The sequence below is a fragment of the Rubellimicrobium arenae genome, from assembly GCF_017916275.1.
Lineage (GTDB): Bacteria > Pseudomonadota > Alphaproteobacteria > Rhodobacterales > Rhodobacteraceae > Rubellimicrobium > Rubellimicrobium arenae.
On record NZ_JAFMST010000001.1, the window covers coordinates 110,857 to 134,721 of the forward strand.

Sequence of the window (23,865 nt, forward strand, 5' to 3'; positions counted from 1 at the left end):
CTGAAGCCATGTTGCCGGATGTTGACCGCCTGCCTCTGGCTTTTCCATTCTGGACGTGCGGGGCGACTCGCCCCGGGCGGGCCAACATGTTCCAGCAACCCAAGATCGTGACGACCCTTCAGGGGTACGATGGGCTCCAGTTGCGTGCTGACATCCTGGCGGGAATCACCGTCGCGATGCTGGCCATTCCCTTGTCGCTCGCCATTGCCATCGCCTCCGGGGTGCCTCCGGGGAGCAGCCTCGTGACGGCCGTGGTGGCCGGGATCCTGATCTCGGCCCTGGGCGGGAGCCGGGTGCAGATCGGCGGGCCGACTGGCGCGTTCATCGTGGTCGTGGCGGGCGTGGTCGCAACCAAGGGAATCGATGGGCTGGTGGCGGCGACGTTCCTCGCCGGGCTCCTGCTCGTCCTCGCCGGTGTGCTGCGGGCCGGACGGCTCATGGAACTGGTGCCCGAGGCCGTGATCAACGGCTTCACGATCGGCATCGCGGCGATCATCGCCACGTCGCAACTCAAGGATCTCCTGGGCCTGCATCCTGCGCATGATCCTGCAGATCTCCTGGAGAAGGTGCCGGCGCTCTGGGCGGCGCGGGGCACGTTGAGCCCTTCCGCGCTGTTCGTGGGCGCCACGACAGCAGCCCTGATCGTCGGGCTGCGCCGGATAGCCCCTCGCTGGCCGGGGCTGATCGTGGCGATGGCGCTGGGCTCGGCCCTGGCGGCAGTCGTGCCCGGGGTGGAAACCTTGGGCGACCGCTTCGGTGCGCTTCCGTCCGGGTTGCCGGTGCCGCGTCTGCCGGACCTGAGCGCTGGCCGGGTCTGGGATCTTCTGCCCTCGGCCCTGGTCATCGCCTTCCTCGCGGGGATCGAGTCGCTCCTGTCCGCGACCGTTGCAGATCGCCTGATCCGGGGGAAGCACCGGCCGGATGCAGAGCTTGTCGCGCAAGGGGTGGCAAATCTCGGGTCCGCGCTGTTCGGAGGACTGCCGGCGACCGGGGCCATCGCGCGGACCGCCACGAACGTGCGGGCGGGCGGGCGGACGCCTGTGGCCGGGATCGTCCATGCGATCGTGGTGCTGGTCGTGATGATGCTGGCCGCGCCCTTGGCCGGGCACCTCGCCATGCCGGCGCTGGCCGCCCTGCTGATCGTCACCGCCTGGAACATGAGCGAGCCGCACAAGTGGCGCGGCTATGCGAAGGAGGGCTGGGCGGCCCTCCTCCTGCTCGTCACGACGTTGGTCCTGACCGTGGCGGTCGACCTGACGGTCGCCATCGGGACCGGGATCGTGCTGGGCCTGGCGCTGCGCCGCCTCGGACCAGGGTCCGGGGCGGCGTCCGGGGATCAGCCCGCGTCGCGGTAGCTGACCGTCTTCGTGTCCTCGCCAGGGGCGGACTTCTCGCGCCGGACGATCAGGCGGTTGATCGCATTGATGTAGGCCTTGGCGCTGGCCACGACCGTATCGGTGTCGGCGGACTGGCCGGTCGCGATGCGGCCCTGTTCCTCCAGCCGGACGGAGACCGTCGCCTGCGCGTCGGTGCCTTCGGTCACGGCGGCGACCTGATAGACCTGCAGCGTCGCCCCATGGGGGTAGAGCGCCTTCACCGCGTTGAAGGTGGCGTCGACCGGGCCGTCGCCGGTGGCGGTCGTGCTGCGCTCGGCCCCGTCGATCTCCAGCACGATGTCCGCCTTCTGGGGACCGTCGGTGCCGCAGATCACCCGCAGGTGCTTGAGCCGGATGTGGTCCTGGCTCGCGTCGTTCTGGGTGACGAGCGCGATGAGGTCCTCGTCGAAGACCTCCTTCTTGCGGTCGGCGAGGTCCTTGAAGCGCACGAACACGTCGTTGAGCTGGTTGTCGGCGAGGTCGAAGCCCAGGTCCCTGAGCTTGGCCCGCAGGGCCGCGCGACCCGAGTGCTTGCCCATCACCAGGTTGGTTTCGTTCAGGCCCACGTCGGTCGGGCGCATGATCTCGAACGTCTCGGCGTTCTTGAGCATCCCGTCCTGGTGGATGCCCGATTCATGCGCGAAGGCGTTCTTGCCGACGATGGCCTTGTTGAACTGGACCGGGAAGCCGGACACGGTGGCGACGCGGCGCGAAACGTTCATGATCTTGGTCGTGTCGATGCCCGTCCTGTAGGGCATGATGTCGTGCCGGACCTTGAGGGCCATCACGACCTCTTCCAGCGCGGTGTTGCCCGCCCGTTCGCCCAGGCCGTTGATCGTGCATTCGACCTGCCGGGCCCCGGCCTCCACGGCGGCGAGCGAGTTGGCCGTCGCCATGCCGAGATCGTTGTGGCAGTGGGTCGCGAAGGTGATCTCGTCCGCGCCGGGCACCCGCTCCAGCAGCATGCGGATCAGCGCGGCGCTTTCGCGGGGCGCGGTGTAGCCCACCGTGTCGGGGATGTTGATCGTTGTCGCGCCCGCCTTGATGGCGATCTCGACCACGCGGCAGAGGTAGTCATGCTCGGTCCGGGTGGCGTCCATCGGCGACCACTGCACGTCCTCGCAGAGGTTGCGGGCATGGGTCACCGTCTCATGGATGCGCTGGGCCATCTGGTCCATGTCCAGATTCGGGATCGCGCGGTGGAGCGGCGAGGTGCCGATGAAGGTGTGGATGCGCGGGCGCCGGGCGTGGCGCACGGCCTCCCAGCAGCGGTCGATGTCCTTGAAGTTGGCGCGGGCCAGTCCGCAGATGCTGGCGTTCTGCGTGGCGCGGGCGATCTCGCTCACCGCCTTGAAGTCGCCTTCGGAGGCGATCGGGAAGCCCGCCTCGATGATGTCCACGCCCATCTCGTCGAGGAGCTGGGCGATCTCCAGCTTTTCCTCGTGGGTCATGGTGGCGCCGGGCGACTGCTCGCCGTCGCGGAGCGTGGTGTCGAAGATCTTGACGCGGTCGGTCTGGGTCATGACGTGCTAATCCTTGGGGTTTCTCCTGATCCGGCGCCGATGACCCCCCTGAGCGGCGCGCCGGAAAGGCCCGCTCAGAGGCGGCTAAGGAGAAGGAGGAGGGCGCGCGTCGTCATGGAGGCGGACCATAACGGCATCTTCCGTGGGGGGAAAGGGGGCTCGGCCCGTTCCGTCCGATCATCGCTCGCCTTGCGTCGGCCCTTGCCGGCCCGGTCCGGAATTGTAGCCTGAGGGCATGGAAAAAGGACTGGTGATCGGGGCGTCGGGGGGTGTCGGGGCCGCACTGGCGGAGGCTCTTGAGGCGCAGGGGACCGATGTCGTTCGGCTCTCGAGGTCAAGCCACGGCCTCGACCTTCGGGACGCCGATTCGATCGAACGAGTCATGGGGCAGGTTCAGGGGCCGTTCGAGGCCGTCCTGATCGCGACCGGCCTCCTGGCCCCGCCGGGCGAGGGACCCGAAAAGGCGCTGGCCACCATCGATGCGCGCAGCATGGCCGAGGTCATCCAAGTGAACGCCATCGGGCCGTCCCTCCTGTTGCGCCATGCTCCGCGACTTCTGCCGCGGGGGCGGCGCTCGGTGCTGGGGGTGCTCTCGGCCCGGGTGGGATCGATCGGAGACAACCGGCTGGGCGGCTGGCACAGCTACCGCGCCTCGAAGGCGGCGCTGAACCAGATCGTCCGGGGCGCGGCCATCGAGCTGGCGCGGACCCACCGGGAGGCGGTTGTCGCGGCCCTTCACCCCGGAACGGTCGCGACCCCCTTCACCTCGGCCTATGAGCCGCCGCGAGGCAAGCTGTCGCCGGACGAGGCGGCGCGGCGGCTGCTGGCCGTGCTGACCCGGTTGACCCCGGCCGAGACCGGCCGCTTCTGGGACCACGAGGGGCGGGAGGTGCCCTGGTGAGGGCGCTCAGGGTGCGGGGTTCGTGGGGGCAGGGACCGGACTGGCGGGCGCGTCCGGCGACTCGGCGGGGACCGGGGCCGGCGGGGCCGATCCGTCCGAGGGAACCGTGGTGGCCTGGGCGGGAGCGGCCCCTGCGGGAACATAGACGCCGTCCTGCCAGCGGCCCTGTTCCACCTGGCCCGAGGCGTAGCGCATGGTGCCCTGGCCCTGGCGGCGGCCGCCCGCGAACTCGCCCTCGTAGACATCGCCATTCGCGTAGGTGGCGATCCCGCGTCCGCTGATCGCGCCGTCGGCCCAGTCGCCTTCGTAGCTGAAGCCGTCGCGCATCGTGATCCGTCCATGGCCGTGGCGCTGGCCGTCCTTGAACCCGCCCGTGTAGACGGTGCCGTCCGCGTAGGTCGCCGTGCCCTCGCCGTTGCGCTGGCCATCGGTCCACTGGCCGTCGTAGGTGTAGCCGTCCGGGTAGGTCATCTTGCCCTGGCCATGGTTGCGGGCTTGCCGGAACTCGCCTTCGTAGACCATGCCGTTGGCGTAGGTCGCCTTGCCGCGCCCGTCGATCTGGCCGTCCTTCCATTCGCCTTCGTAGGTCGAGCCGTCGGCGTAGGTGATGCGGCCGGGGACGACCGGGCAATCGGCGCCCCCGGGCGCAGAGGCGGCGGTGGCCGGCTGGTCCGTCGCGGCGTCGCAGGACGGGGTGGTGTCCGCCAGGTCGTTGCGGAACGGCCCGACATAGACCGAGCCGTCGGGATAGGTCGCGGTGCCCTGGCCTTCGATCCGGCCCTCGACCCAGGCCCCCTCGTAGCGGTAGCCGTCGGCGCCGGTGAACAGGCCGCGGCCGTGGCGGAGGTCGCCGTGGAACTCGCCCTCGTAGCGGTCGCCGTTGGCGTAGGTCGCGACGCCCTGGCCTTCGCGCTTGCCGTTCACGAACCCGCCTTCGTAGGTGTCGCCGTTGGGCTGGGTGAGCTTGCCCCGGCCTTCGATCCGGCCGTCCACCCAGTCGCCCGTGTAGGTGAGCCCGCCGGGCACGGTCAGCGTGCCCTGGCCCTCGCGGTCGCCGCCGGTGAACTGACCCTCGTAGGCCGAGCCGTCGGGATAGGTGATCCGGCCCTGGCCTTCCTTGACGCCGTTGACCCAGTCGCCCTCGAAGACCGTTCCGTCGGGCGAGGTCATCTTGCCCTGGCCATGGTGCATCGCGTTCTGGAAGGTGCCTTCGTAGCGGACGCCGTTGGCATAGACGGCGACGCCCTGGCCGTTGATCTTGCCGTCGTGCCATTCGCCTTCGTAGGTGCCGCCGTCGGCGAAGGCGATCCGGCCCTGGCCCTCGGGCTTGCCGCGGGCGAACTGGCCTTCGTAGACCGAGCCGTTGGGGAAGGTCGCCCGGCCCTGGCCGCGGATCTCGCCCTCGAACCATTCGCCGGTGTATTCGTAGCCGTTGGGCAGGCGGTAGGTGCCCTGGCCATGCTGGCGGCCGTTGAGGAACTGGCCCTCGTAGATGCCGCCATCCTCGTACTGCTTGGTCTCGACCGACTGCGCCGCCACGGAGCTTCCGAGCAACGCCAAGGCCAAAGTGAGTCCGATGCCCCGCATGGTCGATCCGTGTTTCGCTGTTCCTGCCCGAGGCGGGACACTACCCGCAGCGGACAGGGGTGACAACAACGGGCCAAACGCATTGCCGCGAGCCGTGGCGGCGAAGCCCGGGCCGTCACGCCGGGTCCGGATCGGACCCGGGTCGCGCCCGGAGAGCCGCAGGGCCGGCCGCCACGCCGGTCCCCGCGGGGGGCGTGTCCCGACACGCGGCGGCTGGGTCTTTGCGGGGGCGGGACGCCCCCTCCCAGTGGGACGCGGCACCCGTGCGTCCCCCAAAGAGCATCCCCGGCGGGACCAAAGGGCGGGCGCGGATCCACAAGATGCCTGCGCCGGCCGGACCGGGGTGATGGGCGGCAGGATGCGGCGGAAAGGTTAACCGGGCCTGAGACCACCGCGCGCCCCACGCAACGGCGGGCGGGCAGCCCCCGCGGTCAGATCGGGAGGGTGGGGCAGAGGAGCAGGAGCCGCTCCACGTCCTCGCGGCGGCAGAGGGCCGTGCCTTCGGTCATCACGGCCGCCGAGGCCCCGGCCACCCCCCGCTTCAGAGCCTCTTCCAGGGGCTCGCCGCGCGCGAGGGCCAAGGTGAAGGAGCCCACGAAGGTGTCGCCCGCCCCCACCTTGCTGCGGACGGGCACGTCCGCCGCCCGCGAGTGGAGCCGCTGGCTGTCGGTGGCCAGGACCGACCCTTCGGGCCCGCGCGCGACGATGACCAGCCGCGCCACGCCGCGCCGCACGAGGGACTGCGCGAAATCGGCGCTGTCCTGGAGGTCGAGGAGCCGGCGCCCCGCGAGGTCGTCGGCCTCCTCCTGGTTCATGCGGAGAAAGTCGGGCTGGGCGGGACCCCGGGCGCGGGCCAGCAGGTGGAGCGCGGGGCCGGAGGTGTCCACGACCACCTCGCAGCCCCTGGCCTGGAGCTTGCCGCAGAGGTCGGGGATCAGGTCCGGCAGCACCCCCGGCGGCATGGTGCCGGAGATGACCACGAGCCCGCCGGGCTGGGCCGATTCCACGATGGTCTGTTCCGCCGCGATCACGTCGAGGGGACCCCAGGGCGGGCCGGGGAGCATGAAGCGATACTGCTCGCCCCGCTTCTCGTCGCGGACGGACAGGGAGGAGCGGGTCTCGCCGGGGGCCTTGTGGACGATGAGCTCGATCCCGGCGGCGCGGAGGAGCTCGGCCAGCGCCTCGCCGTTGCGTCCGGCCAGGGCCACGAGGCAGCGGGAGGTGCCCCCCAGCAGGGCGATGGCGCGGCTGACGTTGATGCCCCCGCCGCCCGGGTCGGTGCGCGCCGGGGCGCAGCGGAGCTTGACCCCTGGCATGACGCTGTCCACGGCGGTCGCGAAGTCCAGGGCCGGGTTCAGGGTGACGGTGAGGATGTCGCGCATGGCAAGCCCCTTTGAGGTCGCGCGGACCATGCCGGGCGCGGTCCCGGGATGCAATGGGCGGGGAGGGCGGAGGGCGGGCCGGCCCCCCGATGGGCGGGGAGGGCGGGCGCCCCCCGGCCGGGGTCACATGAACTGGTAGGTGGCCGGCACCCAGCGGAAGCCGTCGTCCCTGGCTTCGACGAAGCCCACGCCCGGGGCGGGCATGTGGTAGCCCATCATGGGGATGCGGTCCTGCGCCAGCATCCCGAGGACGCGGCGGCGGGTTTCGGCGGCCATGGGCTTGTCCATGTCGTAGGCCACCTCCCAGTCGGGATGCTGCATCGACCAGACGTAGTGGTTCACGATGTCGCCGGTCATCAGGAGCCGCCGGTCGCCGCTGGACAGCATGAAGGCCATGTGGCCGGGCGTGTGACCGAAGGTTTCCATGGCGGTGATGCCGGGCGCGACCTCGTCGCCCTCGGCGACGAAGGTCATGCGGTCCTCGAAGGGGCGCACCTTGGATTCGAACATCTCGTCGTTCATGGCGGCCCAGGCGTCGAACTCCTGCCGGCCCGCGACATAGGCGGCCTCGGGGAAGGTCGGGGCGCCGGAGTCGTCCGTCAGCCCGCCGATATGGTCGGGGTGCATGTGGGTGAGCACGACATGGGTGACGTCGGCGGGGGCGAGGCCCGCCTCCTCCATGGCCGCGAGGAGGCCGCCCGCCATCATCCCGCTGTCGAACAGGATGCGGTTGTCCCCGGCCGTGACCAGCGTCGGCTGCATGAAGCCCACGGTGCGGTCGGCGGGGATGAAGTTCTCCTGGCTGGCCTGCTCGAAGGTGGCGTCGTCGACGTTGAGGCCGAAGATCTCGTGCGGGTTGTCCTGCTGGCCCGCCCCGGCCAGGAGGACGGTCATCTGCAGGTCGCCCAGGTTGAACACGCGGTGCAGGGGGAAGGGCACGGCGGCGGAGGCCCCGTGATCGTCCTGCGCGGCGGCGGGCGTGGCCCGCAGCGCAAGGTAGGGCGTGGCGAGCGGCAGCGCCGCCCCGGCGATCATCAGCCGGCGTCGTGACAGCTTCATGGTGGAGCCTCCCTGGCGTCGTGGATGGCCGGGAGCCTAGGGCGCGCCAAGCCGCAGGCCAGCGGGGGCGGCGCGCAGGGGTCTGTTCACCCCCGCACGGCGCGCGGCGGGGCCGGGGACCTCAGTGCCACCACTGGTCGATGGCGGCGATGTCGTCGTCGGACCAGCCGAAGTGGTGGGCGAATTCGTGGATCGTGACATGGTGCACGAGGTCGGCGATCGTGACGTTCCCCCGCTCGGCCCATTCGTCGAGGATCGGGCGGCGGAACAGCCAGACCGTGTCGGGACCGTTGGGCTGGTCCCAGTTCGATTTCTCGGTCATGGGGATGCCGTCATAAAGCCCGGTGAGGTCAAAGGGGTCCATCTCCATCTCGGCCAGCATCTCGTCCGAGGCGAAGTCGGTGACGCGGATGACCACCGCCTGCGCGGCCTCGCGGAAGGCGGGCGGGAGATTCGCGACGGTGTCGCGGGCGAGCTCCTCGATCTCGTCAAGGCTGGGTGCGATATGGTCCATGGCGCTTCATATGGACAAAGCAGGGCGTCTGTGGAAGGGCTCGGCCACCTTCGAAGGACCGTGCCCATGACCGTCACCCGCTTCGCCCCATCCCCCACCGGCTGGATCCATATCGGGAACCTGCGCGCCGCGCTGTTCAACTACGCCATCGCGCGACAGAACGGCGGGACCTTCATCCTGCGCCTCGACGACACCGACCCGGTTCGATCCAAGGAGGAGTACGTGCAGGGCCTCAAGGAGGACCTGGTCTGGCTGGGCCTGACCTGGGACCGGGAGGAGCGGCAGTCGCTGCGGACGGACCGCTACGAGGCCGCCAAGCAGCGCATGATCGCGGCGGGCCGGGTCTACGAGTGCTTCGAGACGGCGACCGAGCTGGACCTCAAGCGGAAGAAGCAGCTCTCGATGGGCAAGCCGCCGGTCTATGACCGGGCGGCGCTGAAGCTGTCGGACGAGGAAAAGGCCCGGCTGCGCACGGAGCGTCCGTCGCATTGGCGGTTCCTTCTCGATCCCGGCCGGATCGAGTGGGAGGACGGCATCCTCGGCCCGATCAGCATCGATGCGGACAGCGTGTCGGACCCCGTGATCCAGAAGGAGGACGGGCAGTGGCTTTACACCTTCGCGTCCTCGGTCGACGACGCGGAGATGGAGGTCACCGATATCGTGCGCGGCGCCGACCACGTCACCAACACCGCGACGCAGATCCAGATCATCCGCGCGCTGGGCGCCGAGCCGCCGCGCTTTGCCCACCATTCGCTGCTGACCGGCCCGCAGGGCGAGGGGCTGTCCAAGCGGCTGGGCACGCTGTCGCTGCGGGACCTGCGGGCGCAGGGGCTCGAACCCATGGCGGTGCTGTCGCTGATGGCGCGGCTCGGGTCGTCGGACCCCGTGGAACTGCGAGGGAGCGTGCAGGAGGTCGTGGACGGCTTCCGGCTGGACAGCTTCGGCGCGGCGCCCACCAAGTTCGACGCCGAGGATCTTTGGCCGCTGACGCAGCGCGTGCTGTCCGCCAAGCCGCTGGACGCGATCGCGCCAGCGCTGGCCCGGGCGGGCGTGCCGGAGCATCTGCAGGCGGCCTTCTGGACGGTCCTCCACGAGAACGTCGCCCGGGAAAGCGAGATCGCCGAATGGTGGCGCGTGCTGTCGCAGGGCGGCGTGGGCGTGGCCGCCGAGGAGGACCGCGAGTTCGTCGGTCAGGCGCTGGCCGCCCTGGGCGAGCCGCCCTACGGCGAGGGGACCTGGGGCGAATGGACCAACGGGCTCAAGGCCAGCACGGGGCGCAAGGGCAAGGGCCTGTTCCAGCCGCTGCGGCGCCTCGTGACCGGGCGCGACGCCGGGCCGGACATGGGGGCTCTGCTGCCGCTCCTGCAGGTCAAGCCGTCGCTGGCCGGCTGAGGGCCCGCGATCCCGCCCGGACCCCGGCCTGCGGGTTCGAGCGCGGCTACGCGCCCTTGTCCATCTCGTGCATGGACCAAAGGTAGCCCACGAAGGCCCCCTTCACGAGCCGGAGCACGACCAGCGTCAGGATGGTGATCGAGACCGTCAGGATCAGGGCCAGAACCAGCGGGTCGGGGCGCAGGATGACGAAGCTCCATCCCAGGATCGGCACCAGCAGGAGCCCGACGATGCTGATGGTGAAGAAGGCCGGACCGTCCGCCGCGCGATAGCGGCCCAGTTCCTCGCCGCATTCGGGGCAGGTGGGCGAGATCCTCAGGTAGCCGGCGAAGAGCCGTCCCTGCCCGCAATTGGGGCACCGGCCGATGAGGCCGCGCCGCATCGCCCGTCCGCTGTCCCGGTCCGTGCTGGCGGAAGGCATGGTCCGTCCCCGCGCTGGTTGCCCGCCCCCAACGCCCTGGGGGCGCCGACGTTCCGTGGGGGTCCGGGTCCGGGACCGGGTCCGAGTCTAGGCCCGTTCTATTCCCGCGCGCGGAGGATCCGGGCGGGGCGGGCGGCGAGGGGACGGAGGGCGAAGGCCAGGCCGGCGAGGAGCGTCGTCAGCGTGCCGCCCAGGATGATGCCCACCGCGTTGCCCCAGACGACGCGGAAGTCCGCGTCCATCACGAAGCGCATCACCGCCCAGGCCCCCAGAAGGCCCGCCGCCAGGGCCACCACGCCCGCCGCCAGCCCCAAGAGGGCCGCGCGCAAGGCGAAGCTGCCGAGGATCAGCCGCCGTTCCGCGCCCAGCGTCTTGAGGATGGCGGCCTCCCAGGCGCGGCTCCGTTCCCCGGCGGCGGCGGCCCCGACGATGACCAGGAGACCGGTCGCCAGGGTGGCGAGCGCCGCCACGCGGATCGCGGCGGTGACCCCCTCGATGATGCGCTGCACCTCCTCGACCGCGTCGCGGATCCGGATCGCGGTGATGTTCGGATAGGCCTGGGCGAGGTCGCGCAGCAGGGGGCCTTCGGCGGCCTCGGTGGCGTGGATCGTGGCGATCCAGCTATGCGGCGCGCCGGCGAGGGCCGACGGGTTCAGGGACAGGATGAAGCCCAGCCCGGCGCTTTGGAAATCGACCTCGCGGAAGTTGGCGATGGTCGCGTCGATGTCGCGTCCGAGCACGTTGAGCGTGAGCGTGTCCCCGATCCTGAGCCCGATCTCCTCGCCGGCCTCGGCGGCAAAGCTCACCAGGGGCGGGCCGTCGTAGTCCTCGGGCCACCATTCGCCCGCGGTGATCGTGGTGCCGGGCGGCGGCGCGGCCGAATAGGTGATGCCCCGGTCACCGTTGACCGTCCAATGGCCATGGGCGACCTCATCGGCGGGGCGGCCGTTGATCTGGGTGATCAGCCCGCGGAGCATGGGCGCGGCCTCGACCCGCTCCACGCCGGGGCGGGCGGCGAGGCGGCTGCGCAGGTCGTCGATCTGGTCGGGCTGGATGTCCAGGACGAAGTAGGAGGGCGCGACCTCGGGGAGGTCGCCGGAGATGGCGCGCCGCAGGTTGCCGTCGATCTGGCCGACGGTCGCCAGCACCGACAGCCCCAGCCCCAGGGACAGGACCACGGGCACCGCCTCGCCGCCATGTGCGCCGATGGCCCCGAGCGCCAGCCGCAGCGCCGGCCGCCCCCGCGCCCGGCCCGAGAGGCGTCGGGCGAGCCGCCGCGCCAGCGTGGCCGACAGCGCGAGAAGGAGCAGAGCCCCCGCGATCCCGGCCGCCGTCCAGAGCGTCAGCGCCGGAGAGCCCTGGAACCACGAGGCGACCGCCAGGAGCGTGGCGAGGATGAGGCCCGTCGCCAGAAGGTAGGGCAGGCGCGGCAGCCTGGCCCCGCCCGCGAGCGCATCGCGGAACAGCGTGGCGGCCCGGATGTCCCCGGCGCGCGCCAGGGGCCAGAGCGTGAAGAGCAGCATGGCGAGCAGGCCGTAGACCAGCGCCTCGCCCAGGGGAGCCCAGTAGAGGCCGAATACGGCGGGCACGGGCAGTTGCGCCTCGATCCAGGGCGCGAGGAGCAGGGGCCCGCCCACGCCCAGCATCAGGCCCAGCGCGATGCCGGCAAGGCCGAGCGTCCCGATCTGGAGGAAGTAGCTCCCGAAGATCGTCGCGCGGGAGGCGCCCAGCGTCCGCAGGGTGGCGATGACCTCGGTCTTGGCCGAAAGGTAGGCGCCGACCGCCGCGGACACGCCGACGCCGCCCACCGCCAGACCCGAGAGGCCCACGAGGACGAGGAACCGGCCCAGGCGCTCCACCACCTCCTGCGTGCCGCCCGCGCCGTCCCGCGCGTCGCGCCAGCGCATCCCCCGGTCCTGCCACAAGGTCGCCGCCTCCTGCGCGAGCGCGTCGAGGTCCGCGTCCGGGGGCAGGTCGAGCCGATACAGGGTGTTGAAGAGCGTGCCCTCGGCCAGGAGCCCGGACTGGGCGAGATCGGCGCTGAGGACGATGGTCTTGGGGCCGAGCCCGAAGCCGGCGGTGGAGTTGTCCGGAAAGCGCAGGATCAGCGCGGCCAGCGTGAAGTCCTGCCGCCCCAGCCGCACCTTGTCCCCGACCGACAGCCCGAGCCGGTCGGCCAGCACGCGCTCCATGACGAGGCCCGGCAGGCCCCCCCCGTCGAGCGCCTGCGCCAGCGGCATCGGCGGATCGAGCTCCACCTCGCCGATCAGGGGATAAGGGTCGTCGACCGCCTTGACCTGGGTCAGCGCCCGGTCGGCCCGGCCCTCGGGGTCGGCGACCGCGAGGCTGCGGAAGTCCACGACCTCGGACAGGCGGCTGCCGCGGGACTCGAGCCAGGCGCGCTCCTCCGGAGTGGCGAAGCGGTAGGTCAGCTCGGCCTCGGCGTCGCCGCCCAGGAGCCGCGCGCCCTCGCGCTCCAGTCCGGCCTCGATGGCGGTGCGGACGGTGCCCACGGCGGCGATGGCCGCGACGCCCAGGAGCAGGCAGAGCAGGAAGATGCGGAACCCGCGCAGGCCGCCCTTGAGGCCGCCCCGCAGCTCGCGCCAGGCCAGGCGGGCGGCGACGGTCATTCGGCGGCCCGCGCGGCGGCAGGGTCCTCGGCGAGGCGTCCGTCGCGGAGGCGGACCACCCGGTCGCAGCGCCCGGCCAGCCGTTCGTCGTGCGTCACGAGGACCAGCGTCGCGCCGGCCCGTTCGCCCAGGCCGAACAGCAGGTCCACGATGGCCTGGCCATTCGCCTCGTCGAGGTTGCCGGTGGGCTCGTCGGCGAGGAGGAGCCGGGGCCGTCCGACCAGAGCGCGGGCCAGGGCCACGCGCTGCTGCTCGCCCCCGGACATCTGCGACGGATAATGGTCGGCCCGGGCCGCGAGGCCCACGGCCTCCAGCTCGGCCCGGGCGCGACCGAAGGCGTCGCGCACCCCCGCCAGTTCGAGCGGGGTCGCCACGTTCTCGAGCGCGGTCATGGTCGGGATGAGGTGGAAGCTCTGGAAGACCACTCCCATATTCTCACGGCGGAAGCGGGCGAGCCCGTCCTCGTCCATCCGCGTGAGGTCCTGGCCCAGGGCGCGGACCTCGCCCCCGGTCGCCCGTTCGAGGCCGCCCATGAGCATGAGGAGCGACGACTTGCCCGATCCGCTTGGACCCACGAGCCCCACGCGTTCGCCCTGCGCCACGCCGAGCGTGATGCCGCGAAGGATCTCCACCGGGCCCGCATTGCCGCGCAGCGTGAGCCGCGCCTCGGACAGCGAAAGGGCGGGGTCTGTCATGGAGTCTCCTGTCCGGCGTGCGTTCCGGCTGGGATATGGAGGGTGGCGGCGCATCCGCAACCTCGCTCTCGCGGTGTTGCTCGCTTCGCCCGCCGCCGCGCAGGAGCCCGCCACGCTGGTCGCGCTGGGGGACAGCCTGACGGCGGGTTACGGCCTTGCCCCGGAGGACGGCTTCGTGCCCCGGCTGGCGGACTGGCTGGAGGGTCACGGCGCGCAGGTCGAGGTCAGGAACGCCGGCGTGTCGGGCGACACCACGGCCGGAGGGCGGGCCCGCCTGGACTGGGCGCTGGGCGAGGACGCCGACGCGATGATCGTCGCGCTGGGGGGCAACGACTTCCTGCGGGGCATCGACCCCGCCGAAAGCCGCGAGAACCTCCGCGCGATCCTTCAGACGGCGCGGGACCGCAGCGTCCCCGTGCTGCTGGTCGGGATCGACGCATCGTCGCAGTACGGGCCGGACTACGAGGCGGCGTTCGACGCGATGTACCCGGAGCTCGGGCGCGAGTTCGGGGTAATGGTGGAGCCCGATTTCTTCGCGGGCCTGCGCAGAGACGGCGCCGGGCTGGCCGAGGCGCGGGACCGGTATCTCCAGCCGGACGGCATCCATCCCAATGCCGAGGGCGTGGAGCGGATCGTGGACCAGCTGGGTCCGCGGGTGCTGGAGCTGCTGGAGGCGGCGCGCTGAGGCGGGCCTAGTACCAGGGCTCGCCGGTGGACTGTTCCCAGGCCAGGAGGTCGTTGTAGCTCATGACCGGCCGCAGCGGGCCGTCGTCGGCGGCGATGTAGTTCGGGTCCTGCGGCAGGCAGCCCCGCCCGCAGAGCTGGCGGACCGTCATCGTGTCCGTGTCCACGTGCCAGAGCCGCCCGCCCGGCGTGGCGATGTAGCCGTCGATATCGTCGATCGCGTCGGTGGCGACATCCTGCGAGGTCGGCCATTCCGACGCATAATACGGGCTGTAGGTCGAATGCGTGTGGAACGAGGCCACGAGCCGCATCTCGGGCGGGATCCGGGGCAGGGGGCAGGACGCCTCGGTGCCGCCCAGGATCGGAGTGGACATCCAGGTGCCGTCCGGGGCCAGCCCGATGTAGCCGCAGAACTCCCGGTTCTCGGCGAAAGAGCGGTGCTGGAGGTCGGTGAGGATCGCGGTGACGAAGGCGCGCTCCGTCCCGGTGGCGGTCGCCTCGACGACGTCGTGGCGGCGGGCGCCGGGGAACGGGCCGGTGGTCACGATGCGTTCGGACGGGTCGGGACCGGGCGCGTTGCCGGTCATGTCGGGATAGGGGGCGGCGCAGGCGGCAAGGGCCGCCAGCGCCACGAGGGAAAACGCGGCCAGGCGCGTCATCTGCGCCCGCCGCCTCCCGGCTCAGGCCAGCTGAAGGTTGACAGCGGATTCGCGGCCGTCGCGGCCGGATTCGATGTCAAAGGTGACCTTCTGGTTGTCCTTGAGGCCGGTCAGGCCCGAACGCTCAACGGCGGAGATGTGGACGAACACGTCCTTCTTGCCGCCATCGGGGGCGATGAAGCCGTAACCCTTGGTGGTGTTGAACCATTTCACGGTGCCAGTGGCCATCGTGGTCTCCATTAAGTTCACTCCGCTCGCGGGATGCAGCGGACCGGCTCGTCAGTGCTGATCGATGCCCTGGGCCGTAACGGAGACAGTGGTCGATTGAAGGTAACGTCGCAGTGACGACTATGCCTTGGGGGGAGTCGAAAAACAAGCGTCTCGTGCGGGCGAGCGAATCCGGTCGTGCCATCGATCGTGGCCCGCTTCCATCCTGTCCCCTGCCGGCATTCTGCCATGCGTTCGGCGCGCACCTGCATCATCTGACTGTGGCGATTCAAGGGCGGGTCCGCGCCAAGCTCAGGGCGGTGTGGCCGCCGAAGCCCATATGTCCGGGATGGCCCGCCAGCGGTCGGGAAAGGCGGCGCGGACCTGGGGCGACGGATGCGCCGAGGCGAGCACCCGGAGAGGCGCGGGAAGCAGCCCTTCCAGCCTCTGCGCCCGCCGACCGACCAGGATCACGGTGTCGAGCCGTGGCAGGAGCGAGAGCAGCGGCGGCAGCTCCGCCGCTCCTCGGGCCAGTTCCGCGCCGGTGACCCGGATGGTGCCGTTCCAGGCCGGGATCGAGTTCCAGATCAGCGTGTCGCGGCGCGCCAGGCCCGCCTGATCGAGGAAGGCCCGGATGGCGGCGGAGGTCGGGCTGGGATTGTCGCGGGAGACGAAGCCCGTCCGCGCGGCCTGCGGGCCGGGCTTTTCCAGGAGGAGCAGGACGCGGGCCGCGGTTCCTCCGTCCAGGGGGTCCATGTCCGGCACGAGACCCTCCAGTCGGGTCCGGAGCGCGCGGACATGGGCCGCCAGGGGCGCGTTCGCGGGATCCCCGAGCCGCGCGCGGCGGCGGGCGACCTCGGCCGGGGATGCGAGAGAGGGGGCCGTCATGGCCAGGAGCTAGGGCGCGGTTGCCGGATCCCAGCCTGTCGGGCCGACGACCGCGAGCCGCGACCCGGTCAACGGGCCGTGTCGCGGCAGGCCGTCCGGCAGGGCCGTCGTGGCGTCGACCCGCTGCGGCAACCACCACTGGCTGGGACGAGGGCGTCGTGGCGACGCCCAGGGTCGGCCGGACGGATCAGCGACGGATCGGGGACCTGTTCGCGATGCTCTCCATCGCCCGCAGCTGGCCAAGGGTGACGGCAAGCGCCGCGCTGAGCGTGCCGCCGAAGGACCATACCGCAAGCGCGGACATCCAGCCCAGATCAAGCTCGATCACGCCGATCATTGCCCCGATGATGCCGAGGAAGCTGGCCAACAGAACAAAACCCATCTTCATCCCCACACTGATCGCAGGCCACAAGATGGTTGGGAATGTGGTTTGATTGTGGCGGTCGCGCGTCCTTGCTGTGACGGGACTGCTGCTTGGCACCAGTCCGCCGGGACGCGGCTCCCCCCGTGACGGCGGTCGCGGGAGAACGCCGGATCAAAGGGCAGGCCGCCCCGGCGGGCGACGGTCGAAACATGGGGGAGGACTGCGCCAGGGCGGGGGTGGCCCGGCGCAGTCCCGAAGCGTCAGCGGACGAACTTCTTGAACTTCGGCCGCTTGGGTTCGAGGGCATCGACGCCGAGGCGGCGCTTCTTGTCTTCTTCGTAGGCGGTGAAGTCGCCCTGGAACCACTCCACATGAGCCTCGCCCTCGAAGGCGAGGATGTGGGTGCAGATCCGGTCGAGGAAGAAGCGGTCGTGCGAGATCACCACCGCGCAGCCGGCGAAGTCCATCAGCGCATCCTCGAGGGCGCGGAGGGTTTCGACGTCGAGGTCGTTGGTCGGTTCGTCGAGGAGGAGGACGTTGCCGCCGGACTTGAGCAGCTTGGCCATGTGGACGCGGTTGCGCTCCCCGCCCGACAGCAGCCCGACCTTCTTCTGCTGGTCGGTCCCCCGGAAGTTGAAGGCCCCGCAGTAGACGCGGCTGTTCACCGTCGCGTCGCCCAGCGCGATGATCTCGGCGCCGCCCGAGATCTCCTCCCAGACGTTGGCGTCGGGGTTGAGCGAGTCGCGCGACTGGTCCACGTAGGCGAGCTTGACGGTGTCGCCGAAGCTGACCGTCCCGGCGTCGGGCTGCTCCTGGCCCGTCAGCATCCGGAAGAGCGTGGTCTTGCCGGCGCCGTTGGGGCCGATCACGCCGACGATGGCGCCAGGCGGGATGGAGAAGGTCAGATCCTCGATGAGGAGCTTGTCGCCCATGTGCTTCTTGAGGCCCTCGACCTCGATCACCTTGCCCCCCAGGCGCGGGCCGTTGGGGATGATGATCTGGGCGGTGCCGATGCGCTCGCGCTCGGACTGGTTGGCCATCTCGTTGTAGCGGTCGATCCGAGCCTTCTGCTTGGCCTGCCGGGCCTTCGCGCCCTGGCGGATCCAGGCGAGCTCGCGCTCGAGGGTCTTCTGTTTGGCCTTGTCCTCGCGGGCCTCCTGCAGGAGGCGCTTGGCCTTCTGGTCGAGCCAGGCGGAATAGTTGCCCTCGTAGGGGACGCCGCGGCCGCGGTCCAGCTCGAGGATCCAGGACGTGATGTCATCCAGGAAGTAGCGGTCGTGGGTCACGCAGAGGATCGTGCCCTTGTATTCGATCAGGTGGTTCTGGAGCCAGGCGATGGTCTCGGCGTCGAGGTGGTTGGTGGGCTCGTCGAGAAGCAGCATGTCGGGCGCCTCGAGCAGGAGCTTGCAGAGCGCGACGCGGCGACGCTCGCCCCCGGACAGGTCGCGCACGTCGGCGTCGTCGGGCGGGCAGCGCAGCGCCTCCATGGCGATGTCCACGCGGGCGTCGAGGTCCCACAGGCCCTCGGCGTCGATCTGGTCCTGGAGGCGGGCCATCTCGTCGGCGGTCTCGTCGGAGTAGTCCATCGCCAGTTCGTTGTAGCGGTCGAGGATCGCCTGCTTGGCCTTGACCCCCTCCATCACGTTGCCGCGGACGTTGAGCATGTCGTCCAGCACCGGCTCCTGGGACAGGTAGCCGATGCGCGCGCCCTCGGCGGCCCAGGCCTCGCCCTGGAAGTCCTTGTCGAGGCCGGCCATCAGCTTGAGGAGGGTGGACTTCCCGGCGCCGTTGACGCCGACCACGCCGATCTTCACGCCGGGCAGGAAGTTCAGGCGGATGTTCTCGAAGACCTTCTTGCCGCCCGGATAGGTCTTGGACACCTGGTCCATGTGGTAGACGTACTGATAGCTGGCCATGGGGGCTCTCCTCGGGCGCGGCGTTCGGATTTTGCCCCTCCATAGCCAAGGCCCCGGCCCGGGACAACCGGCGGGGCGAGTTCATGGCCCTCGCCGGAACCTGCCGTGCGTCCCGATTGTTCGAAGAAGAGTCCCGGGGAGGTGCAAGCATGGCCGAGAGCCTGGCCAACGAGGTCGAGGACGATATCGAGGAGCAGCAGCTCGAGGTCGCGGAGGACAGCAACGTCGAGCTCCGACGGATCCGCCGGGTCCTGATGCTCACATTCCTGATGGCGCTGTTCACCGCCGTCTACTTCGCCCGCAGCGTACTTCTGCCCATCGTGCTGGCCATCGTGCTCACGCTCACGCTGCTGCCGGTGATCCGCGCGGGCGAGCGGCTGAGGATCCCGCGCGCCGTCACGGCCATGGCGCTGATGGCGGGGCTGGCCATCACGCTGTTCGTGCTGGGCTACTTCCTGTCGGGCCCGGTCACGCAGATGGTCGAGGACGCCCCCCAGGTCGCCCAGGAGGTGCGCGAGAAGTTCGCGGGCATCATGGACCGCGTGTCCTCCATCCAGGAAGCGACGACGCAGGTGACCGACGCAGCCGCCGCGGCGGCCAACGGCGGCGAGGTCCCGCCCGAGCCCGAGGTCGTGACGGTGGTGGACAGCGAGCCCGGACTCGTGTCGCAGGCGGTGAGCGGCCTCGCCTCGGCGTCGGGGTCGCTGGCGGCGGCGCTGCTGCTGACGCTGTTCCTGCTGTCCTCGGGCGACTTCTACCACCGGCGGATCGTCGAGGCCGCGCCGCGGCTCAAGGACAAGAAGAAGGCGCTGACCATCATCCGCGACGTGGAGCGGCAGATCTCGCGCTATCTGGGCGCGATCACCGTCATCAACATCGGGCTGGGCGTCCTGTCGGGGCTGTCTCTCTGGGCGCTGGGCATGCCCATGGCGGCGGTCTGGGGGCTCATGACCTTCCTGCTGAACTACATCCCCTTCGTGGGCAACCTGCTGACGGTGGGGCTGGTCGGGGCGGTGTCCCTTGTCACCTTCGACAGCCTCTGGGACGCCGCTCTGCCGCCGCTTGCGCTCATCATCCTGTCGGGGCTCGAAAGCAACGTCGTCACGCCCATCCTGGTCGGGCGGCGGCTGGAGCTGAACCAGGTGGCGCAGCTCATCATGCTGGCCTTCTGGACCTGGCTCTGGGGCGTGGCGGGGGCAATCCTGGCGGTGCCGTTCCTGGTGGTGGTCAAGGCGGTCTGCGACAACGTGGACAGCCTGCAGACGCTGGGCAGCTTCCTGTCGGGCGACCCGGGCACCAAGCCGGACGAGGCGCCGCAGAAGGCGACGACCGGCCCGGCGCTGGACAGCGCGCCCTACCGCACCCAGGCCGAGGCCCGCGAGGACAGCCCCCCGACCCAGGCGCCCGGTGACGTCCGCGTCACGCCCCTGGTGGCGGAATAGGAGCCCACGGCTCCTCTGGACGGCGCGGCGCGGCTGTGGCCACATCGCGCCGACGTGAGGAGGACATTGCATGACCTATCATCCGCGCGAGGATCGTTATTCCCGCATGGTGTACAACCGCTGCGGCCGGTCGGGCCTGATGCTGCCCGCGATCTCGCTGGGGCTGTGGCACAACTTCGGCCACGACACGCCGCACCAGACCAAGCGCGACATCCTGCGGACGGCCTTCGACTACGGGATCACGCATTTCGACCTGGCCAACAACTACGGCCCGCCCCCCGGCAGCGCCGAGGAGGCCTTCGGCGAGATCCTCAAGTCCGACTTCCACGGGCTTCGGGACGAGCTCATCATCTCCTCGAAGGCGGGCTACCACATGTGGAACGGCCCCTACGGCGAATGGGGCAGCCGCAAGTACCTGATCGCCTCGTGCGACCAGTCGCTGAAGCGGATGGGGCTGGACTACGTGGACATCTTCTACTCCCACCGGCTCGACCCCGACACGCCGCTGGAGGAAACGATGGGCGCGCTGGACCAGATCGTGCGGTCGGGCAAGGCGCTCTACGTGGGCATCAGCAGCTACAACTCGGAGCGGACGAAGGCTGCGCACGCGATCCTCAGGGACCTGGGGACGCCGCTGGTCATCCACCAGCCCAGCTACAACATGCTGAACCGCTGGGTGGAGAAGGACGGCCTCAAGGACACGCTTCGGGACCTGGGCGTGGGCTCGATCGCGTTCACGCCGCTCGCGCAGGGGATGCTGACCGCCAAGTACCTGAACGGCGTGCCGCAGGACAGCCGCGCCATGCAGGACAAGAGCCTCGATCCCCGCCTCCTGGCGCCGGGGGTCATCGAGAACCTGCGCAACCTCGACAGCATCGCGCAGCGGCGCGGGCAGACGCTGGCGCAGATGGCGCTGGCCTGGGTCCTGCGCGAGGGCGGCATCACCAGCGCCCTGATCGGCGCCTCGCGCCCGAGCCAGGTCGAGGACTGCGCCAAGGCGGTCGAGAACCTGGAGTTCACGCCCGAGGAGCTGGCCGAGATCGACCGTTTCGCGCGGGAGGAGGACATCAACCTTTGGGCGCGTTCCTCCGAGACGGTGATGTGAGCCGGGGATGATCCGCAATCCCGTGCTGCCGGGCTTCAACCCGGACCCGTCGTTCTGCCGGGTCGGCGAGGACTACTACCTCGCCACCTCGACCTTCGAATGGTACCCGGGGGTGCAGATCCATCATTCGCGCGATCTCGTGAACTGGCGGCTGGTGGCGCGGCCGCTGGCCCGGGCGGGGCTCCTCGACATGCGGGGGGCGCCCGATTCCTGCGGGGTCTGGGCGCCCTGCCTGTCCCACGACGGGGACCGGTTCTGGCTCGTCTATACGGACGTGAAGCGGTTCGACGGGGCCTTCAAGGACGCGCACAACTACATCACGTCCTGCGCGACCATCGACGGGGCCTGGTCGGACCCGTGGTACGTCAACTCCTCGGGCTTCGACCCGTCGCTGTTCCATGACGACGACGGGCGCAGGTGGTTCGTCAACATGCGCTGGAACCACCGGGGTCCGGGATCGGGCTGCAACCCGGCGAACGACGCCTTCGACGGCATCCTGTTGCAGGAATGGTCGCCCGAGAAGGGGCTGACCGGAGAGGCCACGATCCTCTATGCGGGGACGGACCGAGGGCTCACCGAGGCGCCCCACCTCTTCAAGCGGGACGGGTGGTACTACCTGACCACCGCCGAAGGGGGCACGGGCTACGATCATGCCGTCACCCTGGCGCGGTCGCGGGACATCCGCGGCCCCTACGAGACGCATCCGCAGAAGCACGTCATCACCACCCAGGGCACCGGCGGCCCCATCCAGCGGGCCGGGCACGGCCAGTACGTGGAGACCCACTGGGGCCGCCATTACCATTCCTTCCTGATGGGCCGTCCCATCGCGGGGCCGGACGGGACCGGGCGCTACTGCCCCCTTGGCCGCGAGACGGGGCTGGAGGAGGTGGTCTGGCGCGACGGCTGGCTTTGGCTGGCCGAGGGCGGCACCGTCCCGCGGGAGGAGGTGCCCTCGCCCGTCGCGGCGGAGCCCCGGCCCGCCGCGCCCGTGGTCCGCGAATCCTGGGACGCCCTGCCGCCGGAGTTCCAGTGGCTCCGGACCCCGCATCCCGAGCGGCTGTTCCGCTGCGAGGCCGGGGCGCTGGTGCTGGTCGGCCGCGAAAGCCTGGGGAGCTGGTACGAGCAGTCGCTGGTCGCGCGGAGGCAGGAGCACCTGACCTATGCCGCCGAGACGGCGCTGGAGTTCGACCCCCGGACCTACCAGCAGGCGGCGGGGCTCGTGACCTACTACAACCGCCACAAGCTTCATGCGGCGGTCCTGACGCGGGAAGGGGACCAGCCGGTTTTGACGATCCTGTCCTGCCCGGGGGACTGGCCCGAGGGGCGCCTGACCTATCCCGCCGAGCCCGTCCCGGTCGCGCCGGGTCCCGTGGAGCTGCGGGTCGAGGTGACCGGGGCCACGCAGCGGTTCCTTTGGCGGCAGGGCGGCGACTGGCGGCCGCTGGGGCCGGACCTGAACGCGGCCGTCATCTCGGACGAAGGCGGGCGCGGCGAGCATGGCTCCTTCACAGGCGCCTTCGTGGGGATGTTCGCCATGGATACGTCGGGGCAGGGCCGGGAAGCGCGCTTCCGCCGCTTCGGATACTGGCCGGGGGAGTGACCATGCGCAGCGAACTTTGCATCCACGACATCGCGACCGGGGACACGTCGGTGATCCTGACCCATGACGGGATCATCGAGGCCCCGAACTGGCATCCGGACGGGTTCCTGCTGGTCAACGGCGACGGGCGGCTGTGGCGCGTCCCCCTCGACGAGCCCCGGCTGGAGCCGTTCCCGACCGGCCGGATCGGCCAGCTGAACAACGACCACGGCCTGTCGCCGGACGGTCGGACGCTGGCGATCTCGGGCAAGACCGAGACCGAGAAATCCTGCATCTACTGCATGCCCATCACCGGCGGTGAGCCCGTGCGCGTCACCGAAAAGGTGCCGTCCTGGTGGCATTCCTGGTCGCCCGACGGGCAGCGGCTGGCCTATGCGGGGGTGCGCCGCGACGGGGCCCCGGTCTCGCTCTACACCTGCGCGCTGGACGGGTCGGACGAGGTCTGCGTGGCGGACGACTTCGACCACATCGACGGGCCGGACTATTCCGCCGACGGCCGCTGGATCTGGTTCAACGGCGAAAAGGACGGCCGCGTGGACCTTTGGCGGATCCGGCCCGACGGGTCGGACCGCGAGCGGATGACCGGCGGCGAGACGGTGGACTGGTTCCCGCATCCTTCGCCGGATGGACGGCACGTCGTCTACATCGCCTATCCACCCGGCACCCGGGGGCATCCGGCCGGCCTGAACGTGACGCTGCGCCTCCTGCCGCAGGAGGGCGGCGAAAGCCGGGAGCTTCTGCCGCTGTTTGGCGGGCAGGGGACGATGAACGTGCCCTGCTGGGCGCCGGATTCCCGCCGCTTCGCCTTCATGCGGTTCGCGCCCTGATGGGGCCAGGCGCGCCCTTCGCGGGGCGGGGGCAGGTCGTTGGGCTGCTCGGCGGCTCGTTCGACCCGCCCCATGCCGGGCACCTGCGGATCACCGAGGAGGCGATCCAGCGGCTGGGCCTTGATTGGGTGTGGTGGCTGGTCAGCCCGGGCAACCCGCTCAAGCGCGAAGGACCCGCGCCCATGGCCCGCCGCATCGCGGCCGCGCGGGCGCTGGTCCGGAACCCGCGCGTGAAGGTCACCGACCTCGAGGCGCGGATCGGCACGCGCTACACCGCCGAGACCCTGGAGCGGCTGGCCGCCCGCTATCCCCACGTGACCTTCGTCTGGCTGATGGGATCGGACAACCTGGCCCAGTTCCACCGCTGGCGCGACTGGCGCAAGATCATGGCCGAGGTCCCGGTCGCGGTGCTGGCGCGGCCCGGGGCGCGGCTGTCCGCCCGGTTCGCCCCGGCGGCCCGCGCCTTTCGCGGGGCGCAGATCAACGAGCGCGACGCGCGGCTGCTCGCCCGGCGCGAGCCCCCGGCCTGGGTGGCGCTGAACCTGCCGCTGGTCCCCCTGTCGTCTTCGGCCATCCGCGCCCAGGGTGGCTGGACGCGATGACGCAGGCTTCCCGAAGCCTTGAACGCGTTCGCCCCGCCGCCCCTTGCGCCGCCGCAAGGCCCCGCTAACGTCCGCCGGACCTGGAACGGGG

At 70.9% G+C, this 23,865-nt stretch carries 22 protein-coding genes; 9 read left to right on the plus strand and 13 right to left on the minus strand.

What is annotated here, in order from left to right; translation table 11 throughout:
* Positions 1–86 precede the first annotated feature (86 nt).
* Positions 87–1,355, plus strand: coding sequence for a SulP family inorganic anion transporter (locus J3P31_RS00510; RefSeq protein WP_210526230.1), 1,269 nt, complete (start codon positions 87–89; stop codon positions 1,353–1,355).
* On the opposite strand, the gene J3P31_RS00515 is transcribed toward J3P31_RS00510, so the two are convergent.
* Positions 1,337–2,899 carry a 2-isopropylmalate synthase gene (locus tag J3P31_RS00515; RefSeq protein WP_210526231.1) on the minus strand — a complete coding sequence of 521 codons (1,563 nt, stop codon included), beginning with the start codon at positions 2,897–2,899 and terminating at the stop codon, positions 1,337–1,339. The two genes, J3P31_RS00510 and J3P31_RS00515, sit on opposite strands and share 19 nt — an antisense overlap.
* Before the next feature lie 235 nt (positions 2,900–3,134).
* Between J3P31_RS00515 and J3P31_RS00520 the strand changes: the two genes are divergently transcribed.
* Complete coding sequence (locus J3P31_RS00520) at positions 3,135–3,800, plus strand: SDR family NAD(P)-dependent oxidoreductase (protein ID WP_210526232.1); 666 nt, start codon at positions 3,135–3,137, stop codon at positions 3,798–3,800.
* Between the two features lie 6 nt (positions 3,801–3,806).
* Here J3P31_RS00520 and J3P31_RS00525 read toward each other — a convergent pair whose 3' ends face one another.
* From J3P31_RS00525 to J3P31_RS00540, 4 genes are all read right to left on the minus strand, one after another.
* Positions 3,807–5,387, minus strand: a complete 1,581-nt coding sequence (locus J3P31_RS00525; protein WP_210526233.1) for an MORN repeat-containing protein — start codon at positions 5,385–5,387, stop codon at positions 3,807–3,809.
* A gap of 431 nt (positions 5,388–5,818) precedes the next feature.
* Positions 5,819–6,769 (minus strand): 1-phosphofructokinase family hexose kinase, encoded by a 951-nt coding sequence (locus tag J3P31_RS00530; RefSeq protein ID WP_210526234.1) that lies wholly within the window; start codon positions 6,767–6,769, stop codon positions 5,819–5,821.
* Between the two features lie 123 nt (positions 6,770–6,892).
* The gene (locus J3P31_RS00535) at positions 6,893–7,828 is read right to left on the minus strand and encodes an MBL fold metallo-hydrolase (RefSeq protein WP_210526235.1); all 936 of its coding nucleotides are present in this window, start codon (positions 7,826–7,828) and stop codon (positions 6,893–6,895) included.
* Between the two features lie 121 nt (positions 7,829–7,949).
* Positions 7,950–8,342 (minus strand): metallopeptidase family protein, encoded by a 393-nt coding sequence (locus J3P31_RS00540; protein ID WP_210526236.1) that lies wholly within the window; start codon positions 8,340–8,342, stop codon positions 7,950–7,952.
* Positions 8,343–8,408: 66 nt separating this feature from the next.
* Here J3P31_RS00540 and gltX point away from each other — a divergent pair, with 66 nt between their 5' ends.
* The gene (gene gltX, locus J3P31_RS00545) at positions 8,409–9,734 is read left to right on the plus strand and encodes a glutamate--tRNA ligase (protein ID WP_210526237.1); all 1,326 of its coding nucleotides are present in this window, start codon (positions 8,409–8,411) and stop codon (positions 9,732–9,734) included.
* Positions 9,735–9,780: 46 nt separating this feature from the next.
* Here gltX and J3P31_RS00550 read toward each other — a convergent pair whose 3' ends face one another.
* The 3 genes from J3P31_RS00550 to J3P31_RS00560 all read right to left on the minus strand — a co-directional run bounded on the left by J3P31_RS00550 (position 9,781) and on the right by J3P31_RS00560 (position 13,480).
* Positions 9,781–10,155: a DUF983 domain-containing protein gene (locus J3P31_RS00550; RefSeq protein WP_210526238.1), complete on the minus strand. Its 375-nt coding sequence runs from the start codon at positions 10,153–10,155 to the stop codon at positions 9,781–9,783.
* Between the two features lie 98 nt (positions 10,156–10,253).
* Complete coding sequence (locus tag J3P31_RS00555; RefSeq protein WP_210526239.1) at positions 10,254–12,785, minus strand: ABC transporter permease; 2,532 nt, start codon at positions 12,783–12,785, stop codon at positions 10,254–10,256.
* Positions 12,782–13,480 (minus strand): ABC transporter ATP-binding protein, encoded by a 699-nt coding sequence (locus J3P31_RS00560; protein ID WP_210526240.1) that lies wholly within the window; start codon positions 13,478–13,480, stop codon positions 12,782–12,784. Before J3P31_RS00560 ends, J3P31_RS00555 begins: the two co-directional genes overlap by 4 nt.
* On the opposite strand from J3P31_RS00560, the gene J3P31_RS00565 reads away from it, so the two are divergent.
* On the plus strand, positions 13,479–14,165 hold the full coding sequence (locus J3P31_RS00565) for an arylesterase (RefSeq protein WP_210526241.1): 687 nt from the start codon (positions 13,479–13,481) through the stop codon (positions 14,163–14,165). The two genes, J3P31_RS00560 and J3P31_RS00565, sit on opposite strands and share 2 nt — an antisense overlap.
* A 7-nt stretch (positions 14,166–14,172) precedes the next feature.
* Here the strand turns inward: J3P31_RS00565 and J3P31_RS00570 are convergent, their stop codons facing one another.
* The 5 genes from J3P31_RS00570 to ettA all read right to left on the minus strand — a co-directional run bounded on the left by J3P31_RS00570 (position 14,173) and on the right by ettA (position 18,198).
* The gene (locus J3P31_RS00570) at positions 14,173–14,823 is read right to left on the minus strand and encodes a DUF4329 domain-containing protein (RefSeq protein WP_210526242.1); all 651 of its coding nucleotides are present in this window, start codon (positions 14,821–14,823) and stop codon (positions 14,173–14,175) included.
* A gap of 21 nt (positions 14,824–14,844) precedes the next feature.
* Positions 14,845–15,051 carry a cold-shock protein gene (locus J3P31_RS00575; RefSeq protein WP_210526243.1) on the minus strand — a complete coding sequence of 69 codons (207 nt, stop codon included), beginning with the start codon at positions 15,049–15,051 and terminating at the stop codon, positions 14,845–14,847.
* Positions 15,052–15,342: 291 nt separating this feature from the next.
* Positions 15,343–15,918 (minus strand): uracil-DNA glycosylase family protein, encoded by a 576-nt coding sequence (locus J3P31_RS00580; protein WP_210526244.1) that lies wholly within the window; start codon positions 15,916–15,918, stop codon positions 15,343–15,345.
* A 187-nt stretch (positions 15,919–16,105) separates the two neighbouring features.
* Complete coding sequence (locus J3P31_RS00585; protein WP_210526245.1) at positions 16,106–16,300, minus strand: hypothetical protein; 195 nt, start codon at positions 16,298–16,300, stop codon at positions 16,106–16,108.
* A gap of 242 nt (positions 16,301–16,542) precedes the next feature.
* On the minus strand, positions 16,543–18,198 hold the full coding sequence (gene ettA / locus J3P31_RS00590) for an energy-dependent translational throttle protein EttA (RefSeq protein WP_210526246.1): 1,656 nt from the start codon (positions 18,196–18,198) through the stop codon (positions 16,543–16,545).
* Between the two features lie 149 nt (positions 18,199–18,347).
* Between ettA and J3P31_RS00595 the strand changes: the two genes are divergently transcribed.
* The 5 genes from J3P31_RS00595 to J3P31_RS00615 all read left to right on the plus strand — a co-directional run bounded on the left by J3P31_RS00595 (position 18,348) and on the right by J3P31_RS00615 (position 23,774).
* A complete protein-coding gene (locus J3P31_RS00595) occupies positions 18,348–19,640 on the plus strand; it encodes an AI-2E family transporter (RefSeq protein WP_246849207.1) in 1,293 nt (430 codons plus the stop codon).
* A gap of 70 nt (positions 19,641–19,710) precedes the next feature.
* Complete coding sequence (mgrA, locus tag J3P31_RS00600; protein ID WP_210526247.1) at positions 19,711–20,745, plus strand: L-glyceraldehyde 3-phosphate reductase; 1,035 nt, start codon at positions 19,711–19,713, stop codon at positions 20,743–20,745.
* A 7-nt stretch (positions 20,746–20,752) separates the two neighbouring features.
* Positions 20,753–22,345 (plus strand): glycoside hydrolase family 43 protein, encoded by a 1,593-nt coding sequence (locus tag J3P31_RS00605; RefSeq protein WP_210526248.1) that lies wholly within the window; start codon positions 20,753–20,755, stop codon positions 22,343–22,345.
* 2 nt (positions 22,346–22,347) lie between these two features.
* On the plus strand, positions 22,348–23,172 hold the full coding sequence (locus tag J3P31_RS00610) for a TolB family protein (protein ID WP_210526249.1): 825 nt from the start codon (positions 22,348–22,350) through the stop codon (positions 23,170–23,172).
* Positions 23,172–23,774 (plus strand): nicotinate-nucleotide adenylyltransferase, encoded by a 603-nt coding sequence (locus J3P31_RS00615; RefSeq protein ID WP_210526250.1) that lies wholly within the window; start codon positions 23,172–23,174, stop codon positions 23,772–23,774. Before J3P31_RS00610 ends, J3P31_RS00615 begins: the two co-directional genes overlap by 1 nt.
* The last annotated feature ends 91 nt before the right edge of the window (positions 23,775–23,865 follow it).

What these genes read in the sequence shown, in the direction of transcription:
- mgrA (WP_210526247.1), top strand. Translation starts at nt 19,711, where the DNA reads ATGACCTATCATCCGCGCGAGGATCGTTATTCCCGCATGGTGTACAAC.
- J3P31_RS00555 (WP_210526239.1), bottom strand. Translation starts at nt 12,785, where the DNA reads ATGACCGTCGCCGCCCGCCTGGCCTGGCGCGAGCTGCGGGGCGGCCTC.
- J3P31_RS00535 (WP_210526235.1), bottom strand. Translation starts at nt 7,828, where the DNA reads ATGAAGCTGTCACGACGCCGGCTGATGATCGCCGGGGCGGCGCTGCCG.
- J3P31_RS00585 (WP_210526245.1), bottom strand. Translation starts at nt 16,300, where the DNA reads ATGGGTTTTGTTCTGTTGGCCAGCTTCCTCGGCATCATCGGGGCAATG.
- J3P31_RS00515 (WP_210526231.1), bottom strand. Translation starts at nt 2,899, where the DNA reads ATGACCCAGACCGACCGCGTCAAGATCTTCGACACCACGCTCCGCGAC.
- J3P31_RS00520 (WP_210526232.1), top strand. Translation starts at nt 3,135, where the DNA reads ATGGAAAAAGGACTGGTGATCGGGGCGTCGGGGGGTGTCGGGGCCGCA.
- J3P31_RS00575 (WP_210526243.1), bottom strand. Translation starts at nt 15,051, where the DNA reads ATGGCCACTGGCACCGTGAAATGGTTCAACACCACCAAGGGTTACGGC.
- gltX (WP_210526237.1), top strand. Translation starts at nt 8,409, where the DNA reads ATGACCGTCACCCGCTTCGCCCCATCCCCCACCGGCTGGATCCATATC.
- J3P31_RS00525 (WP_210526233.1), bottom strand. Translation starts at nt 5,387, where the DNA reads ATGCGGGGCATCGGACTCACTTTGGCCTTGGCGTTGCTCGGAAGCTCC.
- J3P31_RS00530 (WP_210526234.1), bottom strand. Translation starts at nt 6,769, where the DNA reads ATGCGCGACATCCTCACCGTCACCCTGAACCCGGCCCTGGACTTCGCG.
- J3P31_RS00580 (WP_210526244.1), bottom strand. Translation starts at nt 15,918, where the DNA reads ATGACGGCCCCCTCTCTCGCATCCCCGGCCGAGGTCGCCCGCCGCCGC.
- J3P31_RS00570 (WP_210526242.1), bottom strand. Translation starts at nt 14,823, where the DNA reads ATGACGCGCCTGGCCGCGTTTTCCCTCGTGGCGCTGGCGGCCCTTGCC.
- ettA (WP_210526246.1), bottom strand. Translation starts at nt 18,198, where the DNA reads ATGGCCAGCTATCAGTACGTCTACCACATGGACCAGGTGTCCAAGACC.
- J3P31_RS00610 (WP_210526249.1), top strand. Translation starts at nt 22,348, where the DNA reads ATGCGCAGCGAACTTTGCATCCACGACATCGCGACCGGGGACACGTCG.
- J3P31_RS00560 (WP_210526240.1), bottom strand. Translation starts at nt 13,480, where the DNA reads ATGACAGACCCCGCCCTTTCGCTGTCCGAGGCGCGGCTCACGCTGCGC.
- J3P31_RS00565 (WP_210526241.1), top strand. Translation starts at nt 13,479, where the DNA reads ATGGAGTCTCCTGTCCGGCGTGCGTTCCGGCTGGGATATGGAGGGTGG.
- J3P31_RS00510 (WP_210526230.1), top strand. Translation starts at nt 87, where the DNA reads ATGTTCCAGCAACCCAAGATCGTGACGACCCTTCAGGGGTACGATGGG.
- J3P31_RS00595 (WP_246849207.1), top strand. Translation starts at nt 18,348, where the DNA reads ATGGCCGAGAGCCTGGCCAACGAGGTCGAGGACGATATCGAGGAGCAG.
- J3P31_RS00605 (WP_210526248.1), top strand. Translation starts at nt 20,753, where the DNA reads ATGATCCGCAATCCCGTGCTGCCGGGCTTCAACCCGGACCCGTCGTTC.
- J3P31_RS00615 (WP_210526250.1), top strand. Translation starts at nt 23,172, where the DNA reads ATGGGGCCAGGCGCGCCCTTCGCGGGGCGGGGGCAGGTCGTTGGGCTG.
- J3P31_RS00540 (WP_210526236.1), bottom strand. Translation starts at nt 8,342, where the DNA reads ATGGACCATATCGCACCCAGCCTTGACGAGATCGAGGAGCTCGCCCGC.
- J3P31_RS00550 (WP_210526238.1), bottom strand. Translation starts at nt 10,155, where the DNA reads ATGCCTTCCGCCAGCACGGACCGGGACAGCGGACGGGCGATGCGGCGC.